Source organism: Mycoplana rhizolycopersici (assembly GCF_013378445.1).
Classification (GTDB): Bacteria; Pseudomonadota; Alphaproteobacteria; order Rhizobiales; family Rhizobiaceae; genus Mycoplana; species Mycoplana rhizolycopersici.
The window spans coordinates 1-17,761 of the sequence record NZ_JABXYK010000010.1 but is presented as its reverse complement, the minus strand read 5'-3'; the positions used below and the strand labels follow the sequence as shown (position 1 = coordinate 17,761).

Annotated in this window: 16 protein-coding genes and 3 pseudogenes; 10 read left to right on the top strand and 9 right to left on the bottom strand. The window is 62.5% G+C overall.

The genetic code is table 11. The features are described 5' to 3' along the window. The first annotated feature begins 4 nt into the window (after positions 1-4). From HV823_RS16525 to HV823_RS16515, 3 genes and pseudogenes are all read left to right on the top strand, one after another. Positions 5-691, top strand: coding sequence for a hydrolase (locus tag HV823_RS16525; RefSeq protein WP_176950835.1), 687 nt, complete (start codon positions 5-7; stop codon positions 689-691). A gap of 493 nt (positions 692-1,184) precedes the next feature. After that, a pseudogene (locus tag HV823_RS16520) lies at positions 1,185-1,930 on the top strand (ATP-binding cassette domain-containing protein). Then, positions 1,927-2,875, top strand: a pseudogene (locus HV823_RS16515) (2-hydroxyacid dehydrogenase). The pseudogenes HV823_RS16520 and HV823_RS16515 overlap by 4 nt, the downstream one beginning before the upstream one ends. Before the next feature lie 68 nt (positions 2,876-2,943). Here HV823_RS16515 and HV823_RS16510 read toward each other — a convergent pair. Both HV823_RS16510 and HV823_RS16505 read right to left on the bottom strand, forming a co-directional pair. Continuing rightward, positions 2,944-3,177, bottom strand: a pseudogene (locus tag HV823_RS16510) (GntR family transcriptional regulator); the annotation flags it as partial. Between the two features lie 130 nt (positions 3,178-3,307). Then, positions 3,308-4,813 (bottom strand): glycosyl transferase family protein, encoded by a 1,506-nt coding sequence (locus tag HV823_RS16505; protein ID WP_176950834.1) that lies wholly within the window; start codon positions 4,811-4,813, stop codon positions 3,308-3,310. 234 nt (positions 4,814-5,047) lie between these two features. Between HV823_RS16505 and HV823_RS16500 the strand changes: the two genes are divergently transcribed. The 5 genes from HV823_RS16500 to HV823_RS16480 all read left to right on the top strand — a co-directional run bounded on the left by HV823_RS16500 (position 5,048) and on the right by HV823_RS16480 (position 10,831). Continuing rightward, entirely contained in the window at positions 5,048-7,111 is a 2,064-nt protein-coding gene (locus HV823_RS16500) for a TonB-dependent receptor domain-containing protein (protein ID WP_176951011.1), read from the top strand. Between the two features lie 43 nt (positions 7,112-7,154). Beyond that, positions 7,155-8,081 (top strand): siderophore ABC transporter substrate-binding protein, encoded by a 927-nt coding sequence (locus HV823_RS16495; protein ID WP_176950833.1) that lies wholly within the window; start codon positions 7,155-7,157, stop codon positions 8,079-8,081. A gap of 80 nt (positions 8,082-8,161) precedes the next feature. Then, a complete protein-coding gene (locus HV823_RS16490) occupies positions 8,162-9,115 on the top strand; it encodes an ABC transporter permease (RefSeq protein ID WP_176950832.1) in 954 nt (317 codons plus the stop codon). Then, complete coding sequence (locus HV823_RS16485) at positions 9,105-10,076, top strand: iron chelate uptake ABC transporter family permease subunit (protein ID WP_425487670.1); 972 nt, start codon at positions 9,105-9,107, stop codon at positions 10,074-10,076. Before HV823_RS16490 ends, HV823_RS16485 begins: the two co-directional genes overlap by 11 nt. Further along, entirely contained in the window at positions 10,073-10,831 is a 759-nt protein-coding gene (locus HV823_RS16480) for an iron ABC transporter ATP-binding protein (protein ID WP_176950831.1), read from the top strand. Before HV823_RS16485 ends, HV823_RS16480 begins: the two co-directional genes overlap by 4 nt. Positions 10,832-10,865: 34 nt before the next feature. Here the strand turns inward: HV823_RS16480 and HV823_RS16475 are convergent, their stop codons facing one another. The 7 genes from HV823_RS16475 to HV823_RS16445 form a co-directional block, all read right to left on the bottom strand. Next, positions 10,866-11,195 carry a DUF2218 domain-containing protein gene (locus HV823_RS16475; RefSeq protein WP_343051871.1) on the bottom strand — a complete coding sequence of 110 codons (330 nt, stop codon included), beginning with the start codon at positions 11,193-11,195 and terminating at the stop codon, positions 10,866-10,868. Continuing rightward, a complete protein-coding gene (locus HV823_RS16470) occupies positions 11,192-11,755 on the bottom strand; it encodes a PadR family transcriptional regulator (protein ID WP_176950830.1) in 564 nt (187 codons plus the stop codon). Before HV823_RS16470 ends, HV823_RS16475 begins: the two co-directional genes overlap by 4 nt. 217 nt (positions 11,756-11,972) lie before the next feature. Beyond that, positions 11,973-12,683, bottom strand: a complete 711-nt coding sequence (locus HV823_RS16465) for a fumarylacetoacetate hydrolase family protein (RefSeq protein ID WP_176950829.1) — start codon at positions 12,681-12,683, stop codon at positions 11,973-11,975. Further along, entirely contained in the window at positions 12,683-13,435 is a 753-nt protein-coding gene (locus HV823_RS16460) for an ABC transporter permease (protein WP_176950828.1), read from the bottom strand. The genes HV823_RS16465 and HV823_RS16460 overlap by 1 nt, the downstream gene beginning before the upstream one ends. 6 nt (positions 13,436-13,441) lie before the next feature. Next, positions 13,442-14,239: an ABC transporter ATP-binding protein gene (locus HV823_RS16455; protein WP_176950827.1), complete on the bottom strand. Its 798-nt coding sequence runs from the start codon at positions 14,237-14,239 to the stop codon at positions 13,442-13,444. 1 nt (position 14,240) lies between these two features. After that, complete coding sequence (locus HV823_RS16450) at positions 14,241-15,083, bottom strand: ABC transporter permease (RefSeq protein ID WP_176950826.1); 843 nt, start codon at positions 15,081-15,083, stop codon at positions 14,241-14,243. Then, a complete protein-coding gene (locus tag HV823_RS16445) occupies positions 15,084-16,073 on the bottom strand; it encodes an ABC transporter substrate-binding protein (RefSeq protein WP_176950825.1) in 990 nt (329 codons plus the stop codon). Between the two features lie 245 nt (positions 16,074-16,318). On the opposite strand from HV823_RS16445, the gene HV823_RS16440 reads away from it, so the two are divergent. Together HV823_RS16440 and HV823_RS16435 are read left to right on the top strand one after the other, a co-directional pair. Then, positions 16,319-16,993: a FadR/GntR family transcriptional regulator gene (locus tag HV823_RS16440; protein ID WP_176950824.1), complete on the top strand. Its 675-nt coding sequence runs from the start codon at positions 16,319-16,321 to the stop codon at positions 16,991-16,993. A 41-nt stretch (positions 16,994-17,034) separates the two neighbouring features. Next, a partial coding sequence (locus tag HV823_RS16435; RefSeq protein ID WP_176950823.1) for an NADP-dependent isocitrate dehydrogenase occupies positions 17,035-17,761 on the top strand: 727 nt, incomplete at its 3' end.

Genomic DNA, 17,761 nt, shown 5'->3' with positions numbered 1-17,761 from the left:
CCAAATGTCCAAGCTCGAAGTCCTGACCCCCGCAAACAGCCAGCTCATCTTCATCGACCAGCAGCCGCAAATGGCGTTCGGCGTACAGTCAATCGACCGCCAGGCACTGAAGAGCAATGTCGTCGGGCTTGGGAAGGCCGCGAAGATCTTCAACATCCCCACGACCATCACGACGGTCGAGACCGAATCCTTCTCCGGCCATACCTATCCGGAACTGCTGGCCGTCTTCCCGGAGAACGACATTCTCGAGCGCACCTCGATGAACTCCTGGGACGACCAGAATGTGCGCGACGCCCTTGCCCGCAATGCCGCCAACGGCCGCAAGAAGGTGATCGTGTCCGGTCTGTGGACCGAAGTGTGCAACACCACCTTCGCGCTCTCCTGCCTGAACGATACCGACTACGAGATCTACATGGTGGCGGATGCCTCCGGCGGCACCTCTGTCGACGCGCACAAGTACGCCATGGACCGCATGGTTCAGGCCGGCGTCATCCCGGTCACCTGGCAGCAGGTCCTGCTCGAATGGCAGCGCGACTGGGCCCGCCGTGAAACCTACGACGCGGTCACTTCGCTCGTGAAGGAGCATTCGGGCGCCTACGGCATGGGCATCGACTACGCCTACACCATGGTCCACAAGGCTGCCGAGCGCGTCAGCCACGGAAAGCGGGTCGGTCCGAACCCCGCGAAGTAAGCCCAACAGCCATCATAGTCACGACATCTACGACCGGCAGGATGCTATCCTGCCGGTCGTACGCGTTTGGCATTTCTTCCGGAGGGAAAATGACCTGAAGGCGATCGCCGTACCGACGCTCGTGCTTCATGGCGCCGACATCCTCGCCTTCAGCGAGCGGTTACGCCCTTGTTGAAATCGGCCGCGGCATCACTGCCGCGTTCGTTCCGGCCCGGCCGAGCGATCTTGAGCAACGCGGAGGCCGCATAGCTGCATTGCACAAAAAATGTTTTCCATCTGGTCAAAAAACAATCATAGTGCCTGCAGCTGATGCACATGGCGGTTTTCCTCCCAGTGCCGCCGCAGCAGCTGTTCCCCTCTGGAGGTTTTTGACCTTCACACTTTATGGGCCTCGGTTTTCCGATGGCCCATTTTTTTTTGGCATCTTTCGTGACCTGGTCGGAGAAGGGAGTGCCGCACCTGACGTCGGTGGAAGACGTCAACCTGCCATCCGGTGCCGGCCAATCGGCAGCATTATCGGCCGACCCGAGGTCGGATCTATGATGATGCGGCTTTCCAGGCCGAACACGTCGCGCACCATTTGTTCGTTCAGTATGTCTTCGGGCTTTCGGCAGGTGTGCAGGCGTCCACCCGCCATTGCGACGAGATAGTCGGCATAGCGCGCCGCCCCCCGGCCCGCGCGAGTGTCGCGCCGATCAATGCCGACGGAATGAGAAGCGAGCCGTTGCTCCCGACGAGACGGGAGGCAATCGGCCCGGACATACTGCTGAAAGCAAGATGGAAGGAGCGGGTGGCCGAACTCCTGGTGAACGACGGACGGAAGCCGGAAATGGCCGGCCGCTATCCGCGTCGGTTCTCCGGCGGCCAGAGGCAGCGCATCGCGATCGCCCGCGCGCTTGCCGTGGGGCCGAAACTGATCGTCTGCGACGAGGCAGTCTCCACCCTCGACGCCTCGATACAGGCGCAGGTGATCGAGTTCGTTGACGGGCTGCGGCGCGAGTCGGCCTGTCCTATCTTTTCATCGCCCACGATTTGCCGGTAATACGGGGCTTCGCCAATCGCGTCATCGTCATGAAGGCAGGCGAGATTGTGGAGGAGGGCACCGTGCGCCAGATCGTCGAGGCTCTTGAAAAGTCCTATGCCCGTCCGCTCCTCGCGGCCAGCCTCGATTCGGATCCCGAGATCCGGGCCGCCCGGCGCGCCGCACGCAACCTTGAAGAAGGATTCGTTTCCGCATGAAGCCCGACGTACTGGTCGCCTATCCCCTCCATCCCCGCCAGATGGCGATGCTGGAGGACAGCCTATACTGTTCATCGCCTCGATCTTCTGACCGGCGACGCGAGGGACGCCCTGCTGGCCGAAGTCGGCCCCCAATGCACCGCCATGGTCGTGAACGGGCACGTAGCGATCGACGACGCCTTTCTGGCAAAGCTGCCGGCGCTGAAGCTCGCCGCCTGCTCTTCGGCCGGCTACGACCAGATGGACGTCGGCGCCATGACGCGGCGCGGCATCACCTTGACCAATACGTCCGATGTGCTTCTCGACGACGTCGCCGACATGGCATTGCTCCTGATGCTCGCCGCGCGACGCCGGCTGGTGGCAGGAGACCGCTATGTCCGCTCCGGCGACTGGGGCCGCCTCGGCATGATGCCACTCACCACCTCGACGGCGGGCAAGAAGGCAGGCATCGTCGGCCTCGGACGGATCGGGCTTGCGATCGCCAAACGCTGCGAAGCCGTAGGTTTGACGGTCGGCTACTACGGCCGGTCAAAAAAGGCCGGGATCGACTATTCCTACTTCGACGATCCCGTGAAGCTGGCCGAATGGGCGGACATCCTGCTCGTGGCAACGCCCGGCGGCCCGGAGACGGAGGGACTCATCTCCGCCGCCGTGCTCGACGCGCTCGGACCTTCCGGCAGCTTCATCAATATCTCTCGCGGGACCGTCGTGGACGAACCGGCGTTGATCCGGGCCCTGCAGGAAGGGCGGATCGCTTCGGCCGGGCTCGACGTCTATCTGGACGAGCCCAATCCCGATCCGGCTCTCGCCGCACTCGACAATGTGGTGCTCTATCCCCATCACGCCAGCGGCACGGAGGAAACGCGGGATCGGATGGCGCAACTCGTCATCGACAATCTGGAAGCGTTTTTCGCCGGCAGGCCGCTGCTGACGCCGGTCAACTGACGAGCGGCGCGTCGCCGGGGTCAGGCGAAGCAGTGGGGAAAATCGCTGCGCAGTTCCTCGACCTTGGCGATGGTGCGGCTCAAAGGCCCTTCCTGCTTGAGCAACTGCATAGCTTCGCGAATGGGAGCCTGGTTGACTTCGTAGGTCGCCGTCAATTCCGTCCGTGACAGCGTTGTGTCCGGCGGCAGCTGGATGGTGATGATGCGTTTGCGCAGATCGTCATGGACGCGCTGGACCGTGCTGCCGGCGGCGGGAAAGCCGGGGGCATGCCGGGAGACAGCGCGGCCCGCAATCGTCGCCAGGCACTGGAGAGGGGCGGCCGGTGGGAGAGGCGGCGTGGGAAAAGTTGCGACGCGACGCAGAGCGCCTGGGCATCCCTCTGCCTCAACGGGTCTAGTCTGGCAGCTGTGCTGCGGAAGCGCAGGCTCACCGTCATCCCGCCAGCTTGGCCTTTTGCGTGACGTTGAAACTCGATCCGCGCTCCACGGAGCGGACCGCGCGCCTCTTCCAGAGTTCCGTCGCGTATGTCACCGCCGCATCGAAATCGGCGGCATCGCCATCTTTCAGCGCCATCAGCGCCACGGCCGCTGTCGTCACGATGACCGTCTCCGCCGCCTCGTCGCGCGCCGCCCCGCGCCATACTGCGTGCCAGTATTCTCTGGCATTCATCCCGGTCGGCATGAGACGGGCGGGGGTCGGGCGCATCGGCACGAACGTGTCGACTGCCTCTCCGTCGACCAGCCGATGGATGACCGTGGGGCGGAAGGGTGCAAACTGCGCAATGTCGCGGGTGTTGCCGACGATGGCCAGGTTCGGAATGCCCAGCAGCTTGGCCGTGTCGCGCTGGATGTCCTGGCTGGACGCGCGCGACACCCCGAGCACGACGGCAGGCGCCGAAAGCGGGTTCAGCAAATGCGTCATCGCGTTGATGGGCAAGCGCATCTCGAGCAGCGGATAAAGCCCGATAAGACGCTGTAGTTGCGGGGCGAAGGCGGCCAACGGCATGTAGGCAATGCCCGCAGCGTCCAGCGCGCGCTCTGCATCCCCCATCGATGAGCACACCGGTATTCCGGTCAACTGGGCGGCGAGCTCAAGCTTGCCGGCCTCCGAACCAGCCCCGAAATGGCCATGCAGGAGCACGCGATAGCCGGCCGAAGCCACGAGCCTCGCCGCCTGGATGAACCAGGGCGCCGTCCTGACCTTGGGAGAAATGTAGGCCGGCCAGTCGAGGTCCGCCCGGCTTGCGGTGGCTTCTTGCGCACCGATCTGCAGCCGTGCCGCACGAATGAAGCCCGCCAGTTCCATAGCCGTTGCGCCCCTGAACTGCAGCGTCGACAGCAGCGCCCCGATCTGGAGAAGGTCGGCCTCGCCCCGCAGGATGATCCCCAGCGCATCCTCGGCTTCGTCGATCGCCAGCGGCCGGCTTTGGCCCTGTCCGGCGCAGGTGGTGGCGATGTATTTTGCCAGGCGCCGTTGCGGATTGGCGTTGTGGCCAATTCCGGCCAGTTTGGTCGCAATCGAAATCGGTGTCGGTGCGCCCTCAAGGACGTCGTTGGGTTGAACCGCAAGCGGCGGCGCTTCGATCAGCGCCGGTCGATCCCAGCCGACGGAGGGATCACTCCCCGCGGGTTTCGAAACGACCGCCGCCGGGGCAAAAAGACTGTCGACCTCGGTCGCAAGCGCGCGAAGCCGCAAGCGCACGCTTTCTGCGAGCGGCGTCGGCCGCAGACCCTTTCCCGTCCGCAGGAACAGAGGGTCGCCGTAGATTTCGCGCAATTGCCCCAGCATGCGGCTGACCGCCGGGCTCTGGAGGCCCATGCTGGCTGCGGCCCTTGCCACGCTGCCCTCCCGCATGAGCGCATCGAACACCATAAGCAACCGCAGGTCGGCGGGGCGGACCGACCGGTTAGGCCCTGACATTTCCCGGACTTTGCTCATCGTGGTCCCCGACTTCGTGCGATGCGAATTGCGATTTTTCGAATTTATAATGGTTCTAAAACAACCGCGTTGCCCGTTCGGTTCCCACTAAGTAACTGGATCAAAAATCTCCAGTTTAAACGTCGCGAATGACGTGAATGTGAAGTCGGGGCACGGTGGGAAATGAGCATTGAGAGGGCAGGGGTTTCGAACGGAGGCCATGCGGCAGTCTTGAAAAGGGTGGCCGGTGCGGCGATGGCCGGGACATTCCTGGCGACGCCGATCGTCGCACGGGCCCAGGACGCAGCCGAGAATGCGGTCACCGAACTCGAGCAGGTCGTGGTAACGGCATCGGGCTTCGAGCAGAACGTCAGGAACGCTCCGGCAAGCATCACCGTGGTCACGCGGGAACAACTGGAAAAGGGACAGTTCCGCGATCTGGCCGACGCCTTGCGGAATGTCCAGGGCGTAACGGTGACGGGAGTCGCCAACGAAAAGGACATCTACATTCGTGGCCTGCCCGGCAACTACACGCTGATCCTGGTGGACGGCAAGCGCCAGAGCACCCGCGACGCACGCACCAACGGCAATTCAGGCTTCGAACAGAGTTTCGTGCCGCCGGTGCAGGCGATCGAGCGAATAGAGGTAGTACGCGGGCCCATGTCCTCGCTCTATGGATCCGACGCTATGGGCGGCGTCATCAACATCATCACCCGGAAGGTCGGCGACAGCTGGTCGGGTTCGGTAAGCACCGACGCGACGATCCAGCAGCATTCCCGCTACGGCAATTCCGGCCAGGCGTCATTCTATCTCAACGGGCCACTGCTGCAGGACACGATCGGCATGCAGTTGTGGGGGCGCGGGCTCAAGCGCGGCGAGGACAACTTCCTGGGCGGCATTGCCGGCAATCGCGAACACGACCTCACCGGCAGGCTGACAATCACGCCCAACGAGGACCACGACATCTATCTCGAGGGCGGCACCGCGACGGTACGGCGCGACCAGTCGGCGGGATACACGCTCGAGGAGCTTGCGAACGGAACCTATAACGACAACTCCCGCGATCACTGGTCGCTGTCGCATACCGGGCGATGGGGCTGGACGACGTCGGAATTCTCGATCCAGCAGGAATGGGCGCGCCGGGAGAACTACACCTATGCGCCGGCCGAAGGGCGATTTGCGATGAACCCGCGTTCGCCCGAGGTACGCAATACCGTCATCGACGGCAAGTTTACGACGCCTTTCGAGCTCTTCGGCACGCACACGCTGGTCACCGGCGGCCAATATTTCGAAGCGCGGCTCACCGACCAGAATCCGGGCCTGCGCGACGGACAGAACCACACCTTCTCGGCAACCCAATGGGCGCTGTTCGCAGAAGACGAATGGCGTATCATCGACGATTTTGCCCTGACCACCGGACTTCGGTCGAATTATCACGAAGAATACGGCAATCACCTTAGCCCGCGCATTTACGGCGTCTGGGACGCAACCAGCGAACTGACGGTCAAGGGCGGCATCTCCACCGGCTTCCGAGCGCCCGACATCCGGCAGATCGCACCGGGATACGCATATACGACCGGCGGCGGAGGCTGCTACTATGGCTCTCCGAGCACATTGCCGCCGGGTACGAATCCATGCGGCGTCATCATTGCCGATCCGTCGCTGAAGGCCGAAACCAGTACCAGCTATGAACTCGGCGCCCTCTGGGACAATGGCGACATCGAACTGGGCGCGACCTATTTCTACACCGACTTCGACGACAAGATCACCAATGCCCGCGTCCTGGACGCGAGCGGCAATCCGGTGCGCTGGAGCGAAGATCCCAACTACGTCCTCTGGTATAACTACAACGTCGACAGCGCGGTGATCCAGGGCGTCGAACTGACGGCCAGCTGGTACGCCACCAGTGATCTCGTCCTGCGGGCGAGCTACACCTACACTCATTCGGAGCAAAAGACGGGCGACTACATGGGCTTCCCGCTGGCGCGCACGCCGGAACATGCAGGCTTCCTGCGCGCGGACTGGACGACGCCGGTCGAAGGGCTCGGCGCCTGGGCTTCGGCAAACTACCACGGCTCCGAGATTGCCGCCGGCGCGCGCATCGGCAGCAACGGAGAGGTTGTCTCCATCAACGGTATCGAGGGCAGAAAATATGGCGCCTACACGACCCTGGATTTCGGCGTCAACTACGCGCTGACCGAGAACGTTACCGTCAGCGGCGCCGTATACAACGTGTTCGACAAGGACATCGAGCAGACCGACTTCAACACGGTGGAAGAAGGGCGTCGCTTCTGGGTCAGCATGGCCACCAAATTTTAATCATTCGACACGAATTCAGAGCCGCAGAACGAAGGGCTGAAACATGATCCGTACCAAACTTGCAAGCCTGCTTGTCACGGCATTCGCCGTCGCGGCGCTGGCAATCCCGGCAAACGCCGACGCCATAGTGGTCAAGCACCGGCAGGGCGAAACGACCCTGGCCGCGATCCCTGCCAAGGTGATCGTGTTCGACATGGCGAGCCTCGACACCCTGGACGCCCTCGGGGTCGAAGTGGCCGGAGTACCGGCCGGCCGGAAGCCTGCGTATCTCAAGGCCTACGAAGGCGAGAAGTATGCCAAGGTGGGGACACTGTTCGAGCCGGACTACGAGGCCGTCAGCGCCGCAGCTCCCGATCTGATCGTCATCGGAGGCCGGTCGGCCGCCAAATACGCCGAACTCTCGCGCATTGCTCCGACGATCGATCTCTCCGTCGATGCGAAGGCTTTCAAGGGGAGTGCGGAGGAAAATGTCCGCACGCTTGGCGCGCTGTTCGGCAAAAGCCCTGAGGCGGAGACCCTGATCGGCAAGCTCGAAAGTTCGGCCTCCGCCCTCAAGGAGAAGGCGCAAGGAGCCGGCAACGGCCTGCTCATCCTGACCACCGGCGGAAAGATGAGCGCCTATGGCCCCGGCTCCCGCTTCGGCGTTCTGCACGACGACTACGGCGTCGTTCCGGCCGCCGCAGATCTGAAGCCTGGCAAGAGCAGCAACCACGGACAGGCGATCTCCTTCGAGTTCATTCTGGAGACGGATCCGGACTGGCTGTTCGTCATCGACCGCGATGCTGCGATCGGGCGGGAGGGAACGGCCGCCGCGGCGTTCCTCGACAACGAGATCGTACGGCAGACCAAGGCCTGGAAGAACGGGCATGTGGTCTACCTCGATGCCGCATCATGGTATGTGGTCGGCGGGGGCATCCAGTCGATGCAGAGGACGGTCGACCAGTTGACCACGGCCTTCGCCGGCGAGTGATCACCAGAGCATCTGGCAGTCCCGGTCGTCCGCTCCAGCGGACGGCCGGAACGCATTTTTCATCCTAGTCGGGTCCTCCATTGAAGTTCGCCTCAGCGTTCCTGATCCTGATCGCCCTTGCCGCCGCAAGCATGTTTGTCGGCGTCAGCGACGTCACGCTCGCGTCGCTTTCGGCAGGGGACGGCAAGACTTGGCTCATCCTCCTCGACAGCCGTATTCCGAGGACGCTCGCGCTGATCTTTGCCGGCGCGGGAATGGCGGTGTCCGGGACCATCATGCAGATGCTGGCGCAGAACCGCTTCGTCGAACCGTCCACGGCGGGCACGGTGGAGTCGGCCGGTCTCGGCATCCTGCTGGTCATGCTTGTGGCACCAGGGCTTCCGGTGTATGCCCGCATGCTTGTCGCGACGTTCTTCGCAATCGCCGGCACCGCGCTCTTCCTTGCGATCCTGCGGCAGATCCCTTTGCGGTCGGCGCTGATGGTACCCTTGGTCGGCATCATGCTCGGCGGGGTCATCAGCGCCGTCACGACGTTTCTCGCCTACCGTTTTGACCTCCTCCAGTCGATGGGGGCATGGACGACAGGGGACTTCTCTGCCGTTCTTCGCGGTCGCTACGAACTGCTCTGGCTGTCCATGAGCCTGACCGTGGCCGCCTATTTCGCCGCCGACCGGTTCACCGTCATGGGCATGGGCGAGGCCTTTTCCAGCAATCTCGGCATCAACTATCGCCGCGTGGTCATGCTCGGCCTTGTCATCGTCGCGATGGTGACCGCCTGTGTCGTCGTATCGGTGGGCATGGTGCCTTTCGTCGGACTGATCGTCCCCAACGTCGTCAGCATGGCGCTCGGTGACCGGCTCCGCCGCTCTCTTCCCTGGGTGGCCATGTTCGGGGCAGGGCTCGTCCTTGCTTGCGACATCATCGGACGAAGCGTCATCGCGCCCTTCGAAATCCCGGTCGGAACGGTGCTCGGCGCCATCGGCAGCGCTTTCTTCCTCTATCTCGTGCTGCGGAGGAACAGCCGTGCGGCATGACGGGCGAAGAGATGCCAGGGCCCTGCGAACGCTCGTATTGACCGGCGGCCTCGCAGCGCTTGCCTGCGTCCTGTTCATGACGCTTGGAGCGAGAGGCAACTGGAGCTTCGTGCTTCCCTTCCGGGCTACCAAGCTGGCGGCCATGCTGCTGGTTGCCTATTCCATTGCGGTATCGACAGTCCTTTTCCAGACGATCACCAACAACAGGATCCTGACGCCCTCGATCATGGGTTTCGATGCGCTCTATGTGCTGATCCAGACCTGCCTCGTCTTCGCGCTCGGCGCCGGCACGGTGTCCGCCCTCGATCCCCGCACCATGTTCGTGTTCGAATGCGCGGTCATGGTCCTGTTTTCATGCCTGCTCTATCGGTGGCTGTTTTCGGGCGGCCTGCGCAGCCTCCACCTTCTCATGCTGGTCGGCGTGATATTCGGAGTGCTCTTTCGCAGCGTTTCAGGTTTTCTGCAGCGCGTGATCGACCCCAACGAATTCATCGTTCTGCAGGATCGCCTGTTCGCAAGCTTCAACGGCATCGACCCGAGCCTGCTCGGCATCTCGGCAGTTCTCGTCGCTGCAGCCAGCCTCTTTGCGCTGCGCATCTTCCACACGTTCGACGTCATGGTGCTGGGCCGCGATACGGCCATTGGTCTCGGGATCGACCATCGCCGCACGACGACGGTCATCCTCGTCATCGTCGCTGTTCTCGTTTCCGTTTCCACGGCACTGGTGGGGCCGGTCACCTTCTTCGGCCTGCTCGTCGCAAGCCTCGCCTACCAGATACTGCCGACGAGCCGTCATCGCCTCATCCTTCCGGTCGCCGTCTTCATTGGCACAGCGACGCTCGTCGGCGGCCAGCTCGTGCTCGAACGGATCTTCGCCTTCGACACGGCGCTCGGCATCATCATCGAGTTTGCGGGCGGACTCGTCTTCCTCATTCTTGTTGTCAGGGGAGCTCTTCGATGATCCGCATCGAACAGGCAATCAAGCGCTACGGCCAGACATGCGTCGTCGACGGCGTCACTCTCACGCTGCCGGCCGGCGGGGTCACTTCGATCGTCGGCCCGAACGGAGCAGGAAAATCCACGCTGCTTGCCATGATCTCCCGCCTGCTCGGCATGGACGGCGGAGCGATCTCGGTGGGTGGGCTGGATGTAACGAAGACGCCCGGCGATGTCCTGGCGCGGCGCCTGTCCATTCTGCGCCAGGACAACAGCCTGACCGCGCGACTGACCGTCCGCGATCTCGTTGCCTTTGGTCGCTATCCTCATTCGAAAGGACGGATGACGGATGACGACGCGCGCCGGATCGAGGAGGCGCTTGCCTATCTCGACCTGAAGCCGCTGGCCGACCGCTTCCTGGACGAACTCTCGGGAGGACTGCGCCAGCGCGCGTTCGTGGCCATGGTCCTGTGCCAGGACACCGAATACATGATGTTCGACGAACCGCTCAACAATCTCGACATCAAGCACGCGGTGACGATGATGCGGCTATTGCGTCGCGCCGCCGACGAGCTCGGCAAGACGGTCGTCGTCGTCCTGCACGACATCAATTTCGCCTCCTGCCATTCGGACCGGATCGTGGCCATGCAGGACGGCCGCGTGCTTTGCCAGGGCACGCCCCAGGAGATCGTCAGGCCCGACGTTCTGGAGGCGATCTACGGAACCTCCTTCGTCGTGCAGGAGATCGGCGGTAAGAGGATCGCCACCTATTTTGAATGACGGCCGATCTTCGGCCGCCAATGGGACGTCGCCATCACTCGCCGGCGCGCCAGGTGACGCCAAGCTCCTCACGGAAGGCGAAACGGACGAGATGACGGACAACCACGTCCTGTAGCTGCGCCATCTGCTCCTGATCCGGCGAGGCGAGCGAAATCCGCAGCACGGTATCGTCAGCACTCAGGCGGCAATCACCGACGCCAAAGGAAATGTGCCCCGATCGGCTGTCGAATTCGACCGGGCGCTTGTGCGCGAAATGTTTGCATAGCTGCTGCAAGTACCGGCTGGCATGCTCTGTGGCGATATCCGTGACGGTGCTGACGCCGGAATTACCGAAAGTGTCGTTGCCGGAAGTCATGTCCGTCATCGGCTGCGCTCCACGATCTGTGCGGCCTGGTCGAGCGCCGCGGCTATTTTCTCGGCCGCCGCGTCGTCGAGCGGGCCGCTTTTCAGCCGCAGACGCAGGGAAAGCTTGAGGTTCTCCATGGCCCGCAGCACCGGCAGCGGAATGTCCCGCCTGCCGCCTTCACCCTCCGCCTTTCCGCGGGAGAGGAGTTCGTCGAGAAGAGACTGGTTGGCTGCAAGGAATGCTTCGCCTTCCGGGGTGACGCTATAGCGCTTTCGCCCGCCATCGGCCTGCTCGATCCGGGCATAGCCCATGTCATCCAGCCAGGCGAGCGTCGGATAGACCACGCCAGGGCTGGGGGAATAGGCGCCGGCGAACCTTTCCTCGATCGATTTGATCAGTTCGTAGCCGTGGCTTGGCGTCTTCGCGATCATCGCGAGCATCAGCAGGCGAAGATCGCCGTAGTCGAAGAGACGGCCGCCGTGACGGCCTCCGCGCCCGCGGCGATGATGTTCGTGGCTGCCCGATCGTTCGTCGGACGGTGAAAAGAAGCGGTGAAAGAAGTGAGAGTGATTTTTCATGATCCCGATATAGATCAAGATATATCGGAATTCAAGATATATCGGGAATGAAAAATGACTTTCGTTTCACCGGGGCGAAATGCGGAACGCCCGCAACGCAGAGCGCATCCGGCATTCCAGCGACCGTGCCGAGCCGAGTGCTTCATCGCGAAGACCGCGATCACAAATCGAAAGACCGAAGGGGAGGCCGGCGCGCAATCGCGCGCCGGCCGGGACCTCAGGCGACCACGAAGCTGACTTCATCGACACCATCGACGTGCGCGACCATCTCGTCCCCCTTGACGATGGCGCCGACACCGGCGGGCGTTCCCGCAAAGATGAGATCGCCGGCCTTAAGCGTGAACAATCGGGAGAGGTAGGCGATCATTTCCGGCACCTTCCAGATCATCTGGTTCAGGTCGCCATTCTGGCGGATCTCGCCGTTGACCTTGAGCCAGATTGCTCCATTGCTCGGATGACCGACCTGCTCGACCGGATGCAGCGGGCCGCAAGGAGCGGAAGCCTCGAACGCCTTGCCGGTCTCCCACGGGCGACCGAGCTTCTTGGCCTCGCCCTGCAGATCCCGCCGGGTCATATCCAGGCCGACGGCGTAGCCGTAGACGCAGTCGAGCGCCTTATCGAGCGGGATGTTGTCGCCGCCGCTCTTCAAGGCCACGACCAGTTCGACCTCATGATGCACGTCCTTGGTCTCGGACGGGTAGGGGAAGTCGCTGCCGGCCAGCACCAGCGTGTCCGGATTCTTCTGGAAGAAGAAGGGGGGCTCCTTGTTCGGGTCGTGCCCCATCTCGATGGCGTGATCCGCGAAATTCCGGCCGACGCAGTAGATGCGATGCACCGGAAAGAGCGCCTGACTGCCAGCAACCGGCAGGGTTGGAACGGGCGCCGGCTTGAAGACGTAAGCGGCGTTGATGGAGGTCATGTCGTTCATTATCGCGCTCCTGCGTAATATTCGATGCGTTTTTCGAAGTGCTCCACGGCCGCGGACAGAAGCATGGCTGCCGCGAAGAGGATGATTGTCAGAGCCCAGAACCGCTCCATGTCGAAGCTGCGGGAATAGAGCTCGAAGAGTTCGCCGTAGCCGATGACGGATACGAGGATCTGGCCGATGACGACGCCCTTCACCCCGCGGATGAGGCCGATGCGGATGCCGGCAAGGATTTCCGGCAGTGCCGAAAGAAGGATGATCTTGGTGAAGATCGTGAAACGGGACGCCCCATAGCTGCGGCCCATCTCGATCAGCGAAGGCGGCACCTGCATGACGCCGGCGCGGGCGTCGAGCACGATGATCCAGACGGCAAACAGGAAGACCGTAACGAACACCGTCGTCTCGCCGAGGCCGAAGAGGATCATCAGGATCGGAACCAAAGCCGAAAGCGGCGCGCTGACGAACATGTTGACCCACAGGCCGAAGATGTTGTCGACGACCTTGATCCGCCCCATGGCTACCCCGAGCGGGACGCCGATTGCGATCGCCAGCGCCATTCCGAGAACAAAGGAGCGGAGCGTGATCAGCGTGGCTGCCTGCCAGGATCCCGTCTGGACCAGCCCCACGCCGGCGGCGATCACCGACGTCATCGGCGGGATCAGGAAGATGATGTCCATCCTGCCGACGATTTCCCACACCAGCATCCAGAAGATCAGCGAGGTCATCATCGGAATTCTAATGCCGGAGAGTGTCATGGCGCCTTACTCCGCATATTGCCTGAGGCCCTGCCAGATCTCCTCGACCACATCCAGATAGCCCTTGTCGCGGCGGATGACATCCGGCGCGGCAGAGCGGTCGATAGCGGGTTCGATGATTTGGGAGACGCGGCCGGGACGCGGTGACAAGAGCACGATCCGGTCTGAGACGTAGACGGCCTCCTCGATCGAGTGCGTCACAAACAGGAAGGTCTTGCGCTCCTTGTCGACGAGCCGCAGCAGGTCTTCCTGGAACTTGCGCCGGTTCTGCTCGTCGACGGCAGAGAACGGTTCGTCGAGAAGCAGCACGTCGGCATTCACGGAGAAGGCGCGGGCGATGCCGACGCGCTGGCGCATGCCGCCCGAAAGCTCATGCGGATACTTCTCCTCGAAGCCGGACAGGCCGACCTCGTTGATGTAGTGCCGGGCGATCCGATGCCGCTCGGCCTGCGACACGCCCTTTAGCTCGAGGCCGAAGGCGACGTTGCGCAACACGGTGGCCCAGGGCATCAGGGCGAAATCCTGGAACACGAAGGCGCGCTCCGGACCGGGGCCGGTCACGACCCTGCCGTTGATGCGGATCTGGCCCGACGTCGCGGGCACGAGGCCGGCGATGATCTTGAGAAGCGTGGTCTTGCCACAACCCGAGGGGCCGAGCAGCGTCGTCAGCTTGCCGCGCTCGAAATCGAGATTGATGCCGCGGAGGGCCTCGATATCGCCGTAGCGCTTGCAGATCTCGCGTACCTCGACGATGGCATCCGACGTGGCGTCGTCGGCCGTCCGCAGGGGGATGGGATTGGCCATGTCACTTTCTCCTCTTTTCGGGACGCAGGAAGCGCAGCTCGACATATTGCAGAGCGGCGAGCGTCAGCGTCGACACGGCAATGATGGAAGCTACGGCCGCGTACATGTGGGCATAGTTGGCGACCGAGCGGTGATAGGTGATGAGATCGCCGATGCCCGTGGGCGTGATCAGAAGTTCGGCGAGCATCACGCCGATGAAGCCGGCTGCGATACCGAGCCGAAGGCCGGCAAACAGCACAGGCGTGGCATCGGGAATGATGATCTTGAATATCTGCTGCAGGCGCGTTCCCTGGAAGGAGCGGCACATGTCGACCAGCGACGGATTGACGTGACGCACGGCCTTGTAGGAATTGAGCACGATCACCGGCAGCGCCAGCATGATCACGGCCAGCGTCTTGGCTACGAGCCCGATGCCGTAGACGAATGTCACCAGCGGCACGAGGGCTGCCATCGGTGCAGCCTGCAGGACGATGAAGACCGGCGCCAGCAGCCATTCCGCCTTGTCCGAAAGCCCCATGACGATGCCGAGGCCGATGCCGAGTACGGCGGAGACGGCGACCCCAAGGATCAGCGGCTGGAAGGTGATGAGGTAGGCAGGCAGCAGCGTGCCGTCGAGCGCCATCTCGATCAGAGCCGACAGCGTTTCCAGGAACGTCGGAAAGGCGAAGCTGATCGGAACGCGGCCTGCAATCTCCCATGCGGTGAACAATATGGCGAGCGACACCACGACCCAGAAGGATTTCCGGCGCCGGGCGAATTCGGTAAGCGTTTCGACGATGCTGGAGGAGCCGCTGCCGGCCCCTCCCGTCGCGCTCACCTTGTGGGGCGAAGCGGTCATGTGCATCTACTTGGTTCCGGTTTTCGCAAGCACCGCGTCGAGCGCGGAGAGATCCCAGAAGTCCTCGACCTTCAGTTCCTCCGCCTTGCCCTGCAGGGCGCCCGAGATGGTGTAGAAGTCGAAGTCATCGCGCGCGGCATCCTCGCCGCCGCCGTTCAACGGCAGCGTCGCAGCGGCTTCCGTGAAATAGGGCTCGATGTCGGCAATCATTTCCGGCGTCGCATCGGGCAAGAGCTTGTACTTGTCACGCAGCGCAATTGCCGCCTTCGGGTCCGCCGCGACCTCGCGCCACGTGTTGATGATGCTCTCCACCAGGATCTCGACGTCCTTGCGGTTCTTCTCCAGGTATTCGGTGTTGGCAAAGAGCGCCTCGTCCGTGGCGCTGACCTCGCCCAGCGGCAGGAAGATGAACTTGCCGGGGGCCTCCTTCTCAAGGACGCGCTTGCCGGACGAGTCGACGATCGTCGCCTTGACGTTGCCCTGCAACAGTGCCCCGGTGCGAACTTCCGCACCCGGCACGTAGGAGATGTTGGAGTAGGTGATGCCGTTCTTGTCGGCCATCAGCTTCATAATGGCCTCGGTCCCTGAGCCGCGGGAGTGAACCGCGATTTCCTGGCCGTCCAGATCCTTCCACTCCTTGTAGCTCTCGGAATTGACGACCGGATAGAACTGCAGCTTGGAGAGCTGCAGGAAGATGCGGATCGGCGCCTTGACCTTCTGCAGAAGCGCGTATGGCCCGCCGACGCCGATGTCGGCCTGGCCGCTGACGACGGCCTGAGCAGCGATGTCCTCGCTTTTCAGGAAGGTCACCTGAACGTCGACGCCCTTCTCCTTGGCACGCTCGAAGGCGGCCAGCAGATGCAGGGATTCCACGGTCGCGATGTCGCCGAAGGCGACGCGCATGGGATCGGCGAGTGCCCACCCCGGTATTGCGGCAGAAAGGCAGAAGACGGCCGCGGCCGCCGATGCCCTCATTCGTCTGGCAAGCATGTTCATTCTCTTTCCTCCCAACAATCAGGCTCCTCAACCCAATATGCAACCAATTCTTCATTAATCTGGCATTGTGTCAACCGACAACCGTTGCTGCACGGCAACATGACAACACACTTCCATCGCCACCCGTAGAATAAAATATTGATATTTAACGATTATTTCCTCCATACCGTCGACGTAGCCGATTGCGTTGACAGCGGTCGGAATGTCCAATATAAGCAAAACCAATCTGACATTGGTTTAGAAAAATGATCGAAGCTAGCGATGCAGTGGTTCTGACGCGATTGCGCGATTTCTTGTCGACGACAGAGCTTGCCGATGGCGGCCGGCTTCCGCCGGAGCGCGAGTTGGCGCAGTCGCTGGATGTGGGCAGGGCAGCCCTGCGCAAGGCGCTGGCGACGCTGCAGGCCGAAGGGACGGTCTGGCGTCATGTCGGCAAGGGCACTTTCACGGGGGAGCGCCCGATCGATACGGTGGCCGACATCAATGCAATGGTACAGCGGACCAATCCCCTTGAAGTCATGGCCGCTCGCATCGCGTTTGAACCCGAGGTCGCCCGCTATGCCGCACTGCATGCGACGGCCAGCCAGGTCGCCGAAATGCGAAGCTGCGTCCTGAAGGCGCAGCAGGCTCCGACCTGGCGACAATACGAGCAATGGGACAACAAGCTGCACCGAACGATCGGCGAGGCTTCGCAGAATTCGCTGTTGCTCGGCCTGCTCGACACGCTGAATGCTGTCCGCCGGGCGGTCAATTGGGGCCGGCTGCGCGACACGCCGGTGCGTCCGCCGGCCGACCACCACAGTTTCGAGGAACATGCCCGCATCGTGGAGGCGATCGCGGATCGTGACGGCGCGGGAGCCGTCGACGCCATGCGCCGGCATCTCCGCAGCGTAGAAACCCATATGCGGAATCGAATCTGACGGTCGTCAAAACTACCAGGTCATTCATTGAGGAGTTTGGAATGAAGAGAATCAAGGTCGCAAATCCGGTCGTCGAGCTCGACGGCGACGAGATGACCCGCATCATCTGGCAGTTCATCAAGGAAAAGCTGATCCACCCCTACCTCGACATCGACCTGAAGTATTACGACCTCAGCATAGAGAACCGGGATGCGACGGACGATCAGATAACCGTCGACGCTGCGCATGCGATCAAGCAGTACGGCGTCGGCGTCAAGTGCGCGACAATCACGGCCGACGAGGGCCGCGTCGAGGAGTTCAAGCTGAAGAAGATGTGGAAGTCGCCGAACGGCACGATCCGCAACATCCTCGGCGGCGTCATCTTCCGCGAGCCGATCATCTGCAAGAACGTGCCCCGCCTCGTGCCCGGCTGGACCAAGCCGATCATCGTCGGCCGCCACGCCTTCGGCGACCAGTACCGCGCCACCGACTTCAAGTTCCCCGGCAAGGGCAAGCTTACGATGAAGTTCGTTGGCGAGGACGGCAAGGAAATCGAATACGACGTCTTCGACGCGCCGTCTGCCGGTGTCGCCATGGGCATGTACAACCTCGATGATTCGATCACCGAATTCGCCCGCGCCTCGTTCAACTACGGCCTGCAGCGCAAGGTGCCGGTCTATCTCTCGACCAAGAACACCATCCTCAAGGTCTATGACGGCCGCTTCAAGGACATCTTCCAGGAGGTCTTCGACGCCGAGTTCGCCGAAAAGTTCAAGGAAGCGAAGATCT

Bases quoted from the DNA above. Each gene is read 5' to 3' on its own strand.
- HV823_RS16525 (WP_176950835.1), top strand. From the start codon at position 5: ATGTCCAAGCTCGAAGTCCTGACCCCCGCAAACAGCCAGCTCATCTTC.
- HV823_RS16505 (WP_176950834.1), bottom strand. From the start codon at position 4,813: ATGAGCAAAGTCCGGGAAATGTCAGGGCCTAACCGGTCGGTCCGCCCC.
- HV823_RS16500 (WP_176951011.1), top strand. From the start codon at position 5,048: ATGGCCGGGACATTCCTGGCGACGCCGATCGTCGCACGGGCCCAGGAC.
- HV823_RS16495 (WP_176950833.1), top strand. From the start codon at position 7,155: ATGATCCGTACCAAACTTGCAAGCCTGCTTGTCACGGCATTCGCCGTC.
- HV823_RS16480 (WP_176950831.1), top strand. From the start codon at position 10,073: ATGATCCGCATCGAACAGGCAATCAAGCGCTACGGCCAGACATGCGTC.
- HV823_RS16475 (WP_343051871.1), bottom strand. From the start codon at position 11,195: ATGACGGACATGACTTCCGGCAACGACACTTTCGGTAATTCCGGCGTC.
- HV823_RS16470 (WP_176950830.1), bottom strand. From the start codon at position 11,755: ATGAAAAATCACTCTCACTTCTTTCACCGCTTCTTTTCACCGTCCGAC.
- HV823_RS16465 (WP_176950829.1), bottom strand. From the start codon at position 12,683: ATGAACGACATGACCTCCATCAACGCCGCTTACGTCTTCAAGCCGGCG.
- HV823_RS16460 (WP_176950828.1), bottom strand. From the start codon at position 13,435: ATGACACTCTCCGGCATTAGAATTCCGATGATGACCTCGCTGATCTTC.
- HV823_RS16455 (WP_176950827.1), bottom strand. From the start codon at position 14,239: ATGGCCAATCCCATCCCCCTGCGGACGGCCGACGACGCCACGTCGGAT.
- HV823_RS16450 (WP_176950826.1), bottom strand. From the start codon at position 15,083: ATGCACATGACCGCTTCGCCCCACAAGGTGAGCGCGACGGGAGGGGCC.
- HV823_RS16445 (WP_176950825.1), bottom strand. From the start codon at position 16,073: ATGAACATGCTTGCCAGACGAATGAGGGCATCGGCGGCCGCGGCCGTC.
- HV823_RS16440 (WP_176950824.1), top strand. From the start codon at position 16,319: ATGATCGAAGCTAGCGATGCAGTGGTTCTGACGCGATTGCGCGATTTC.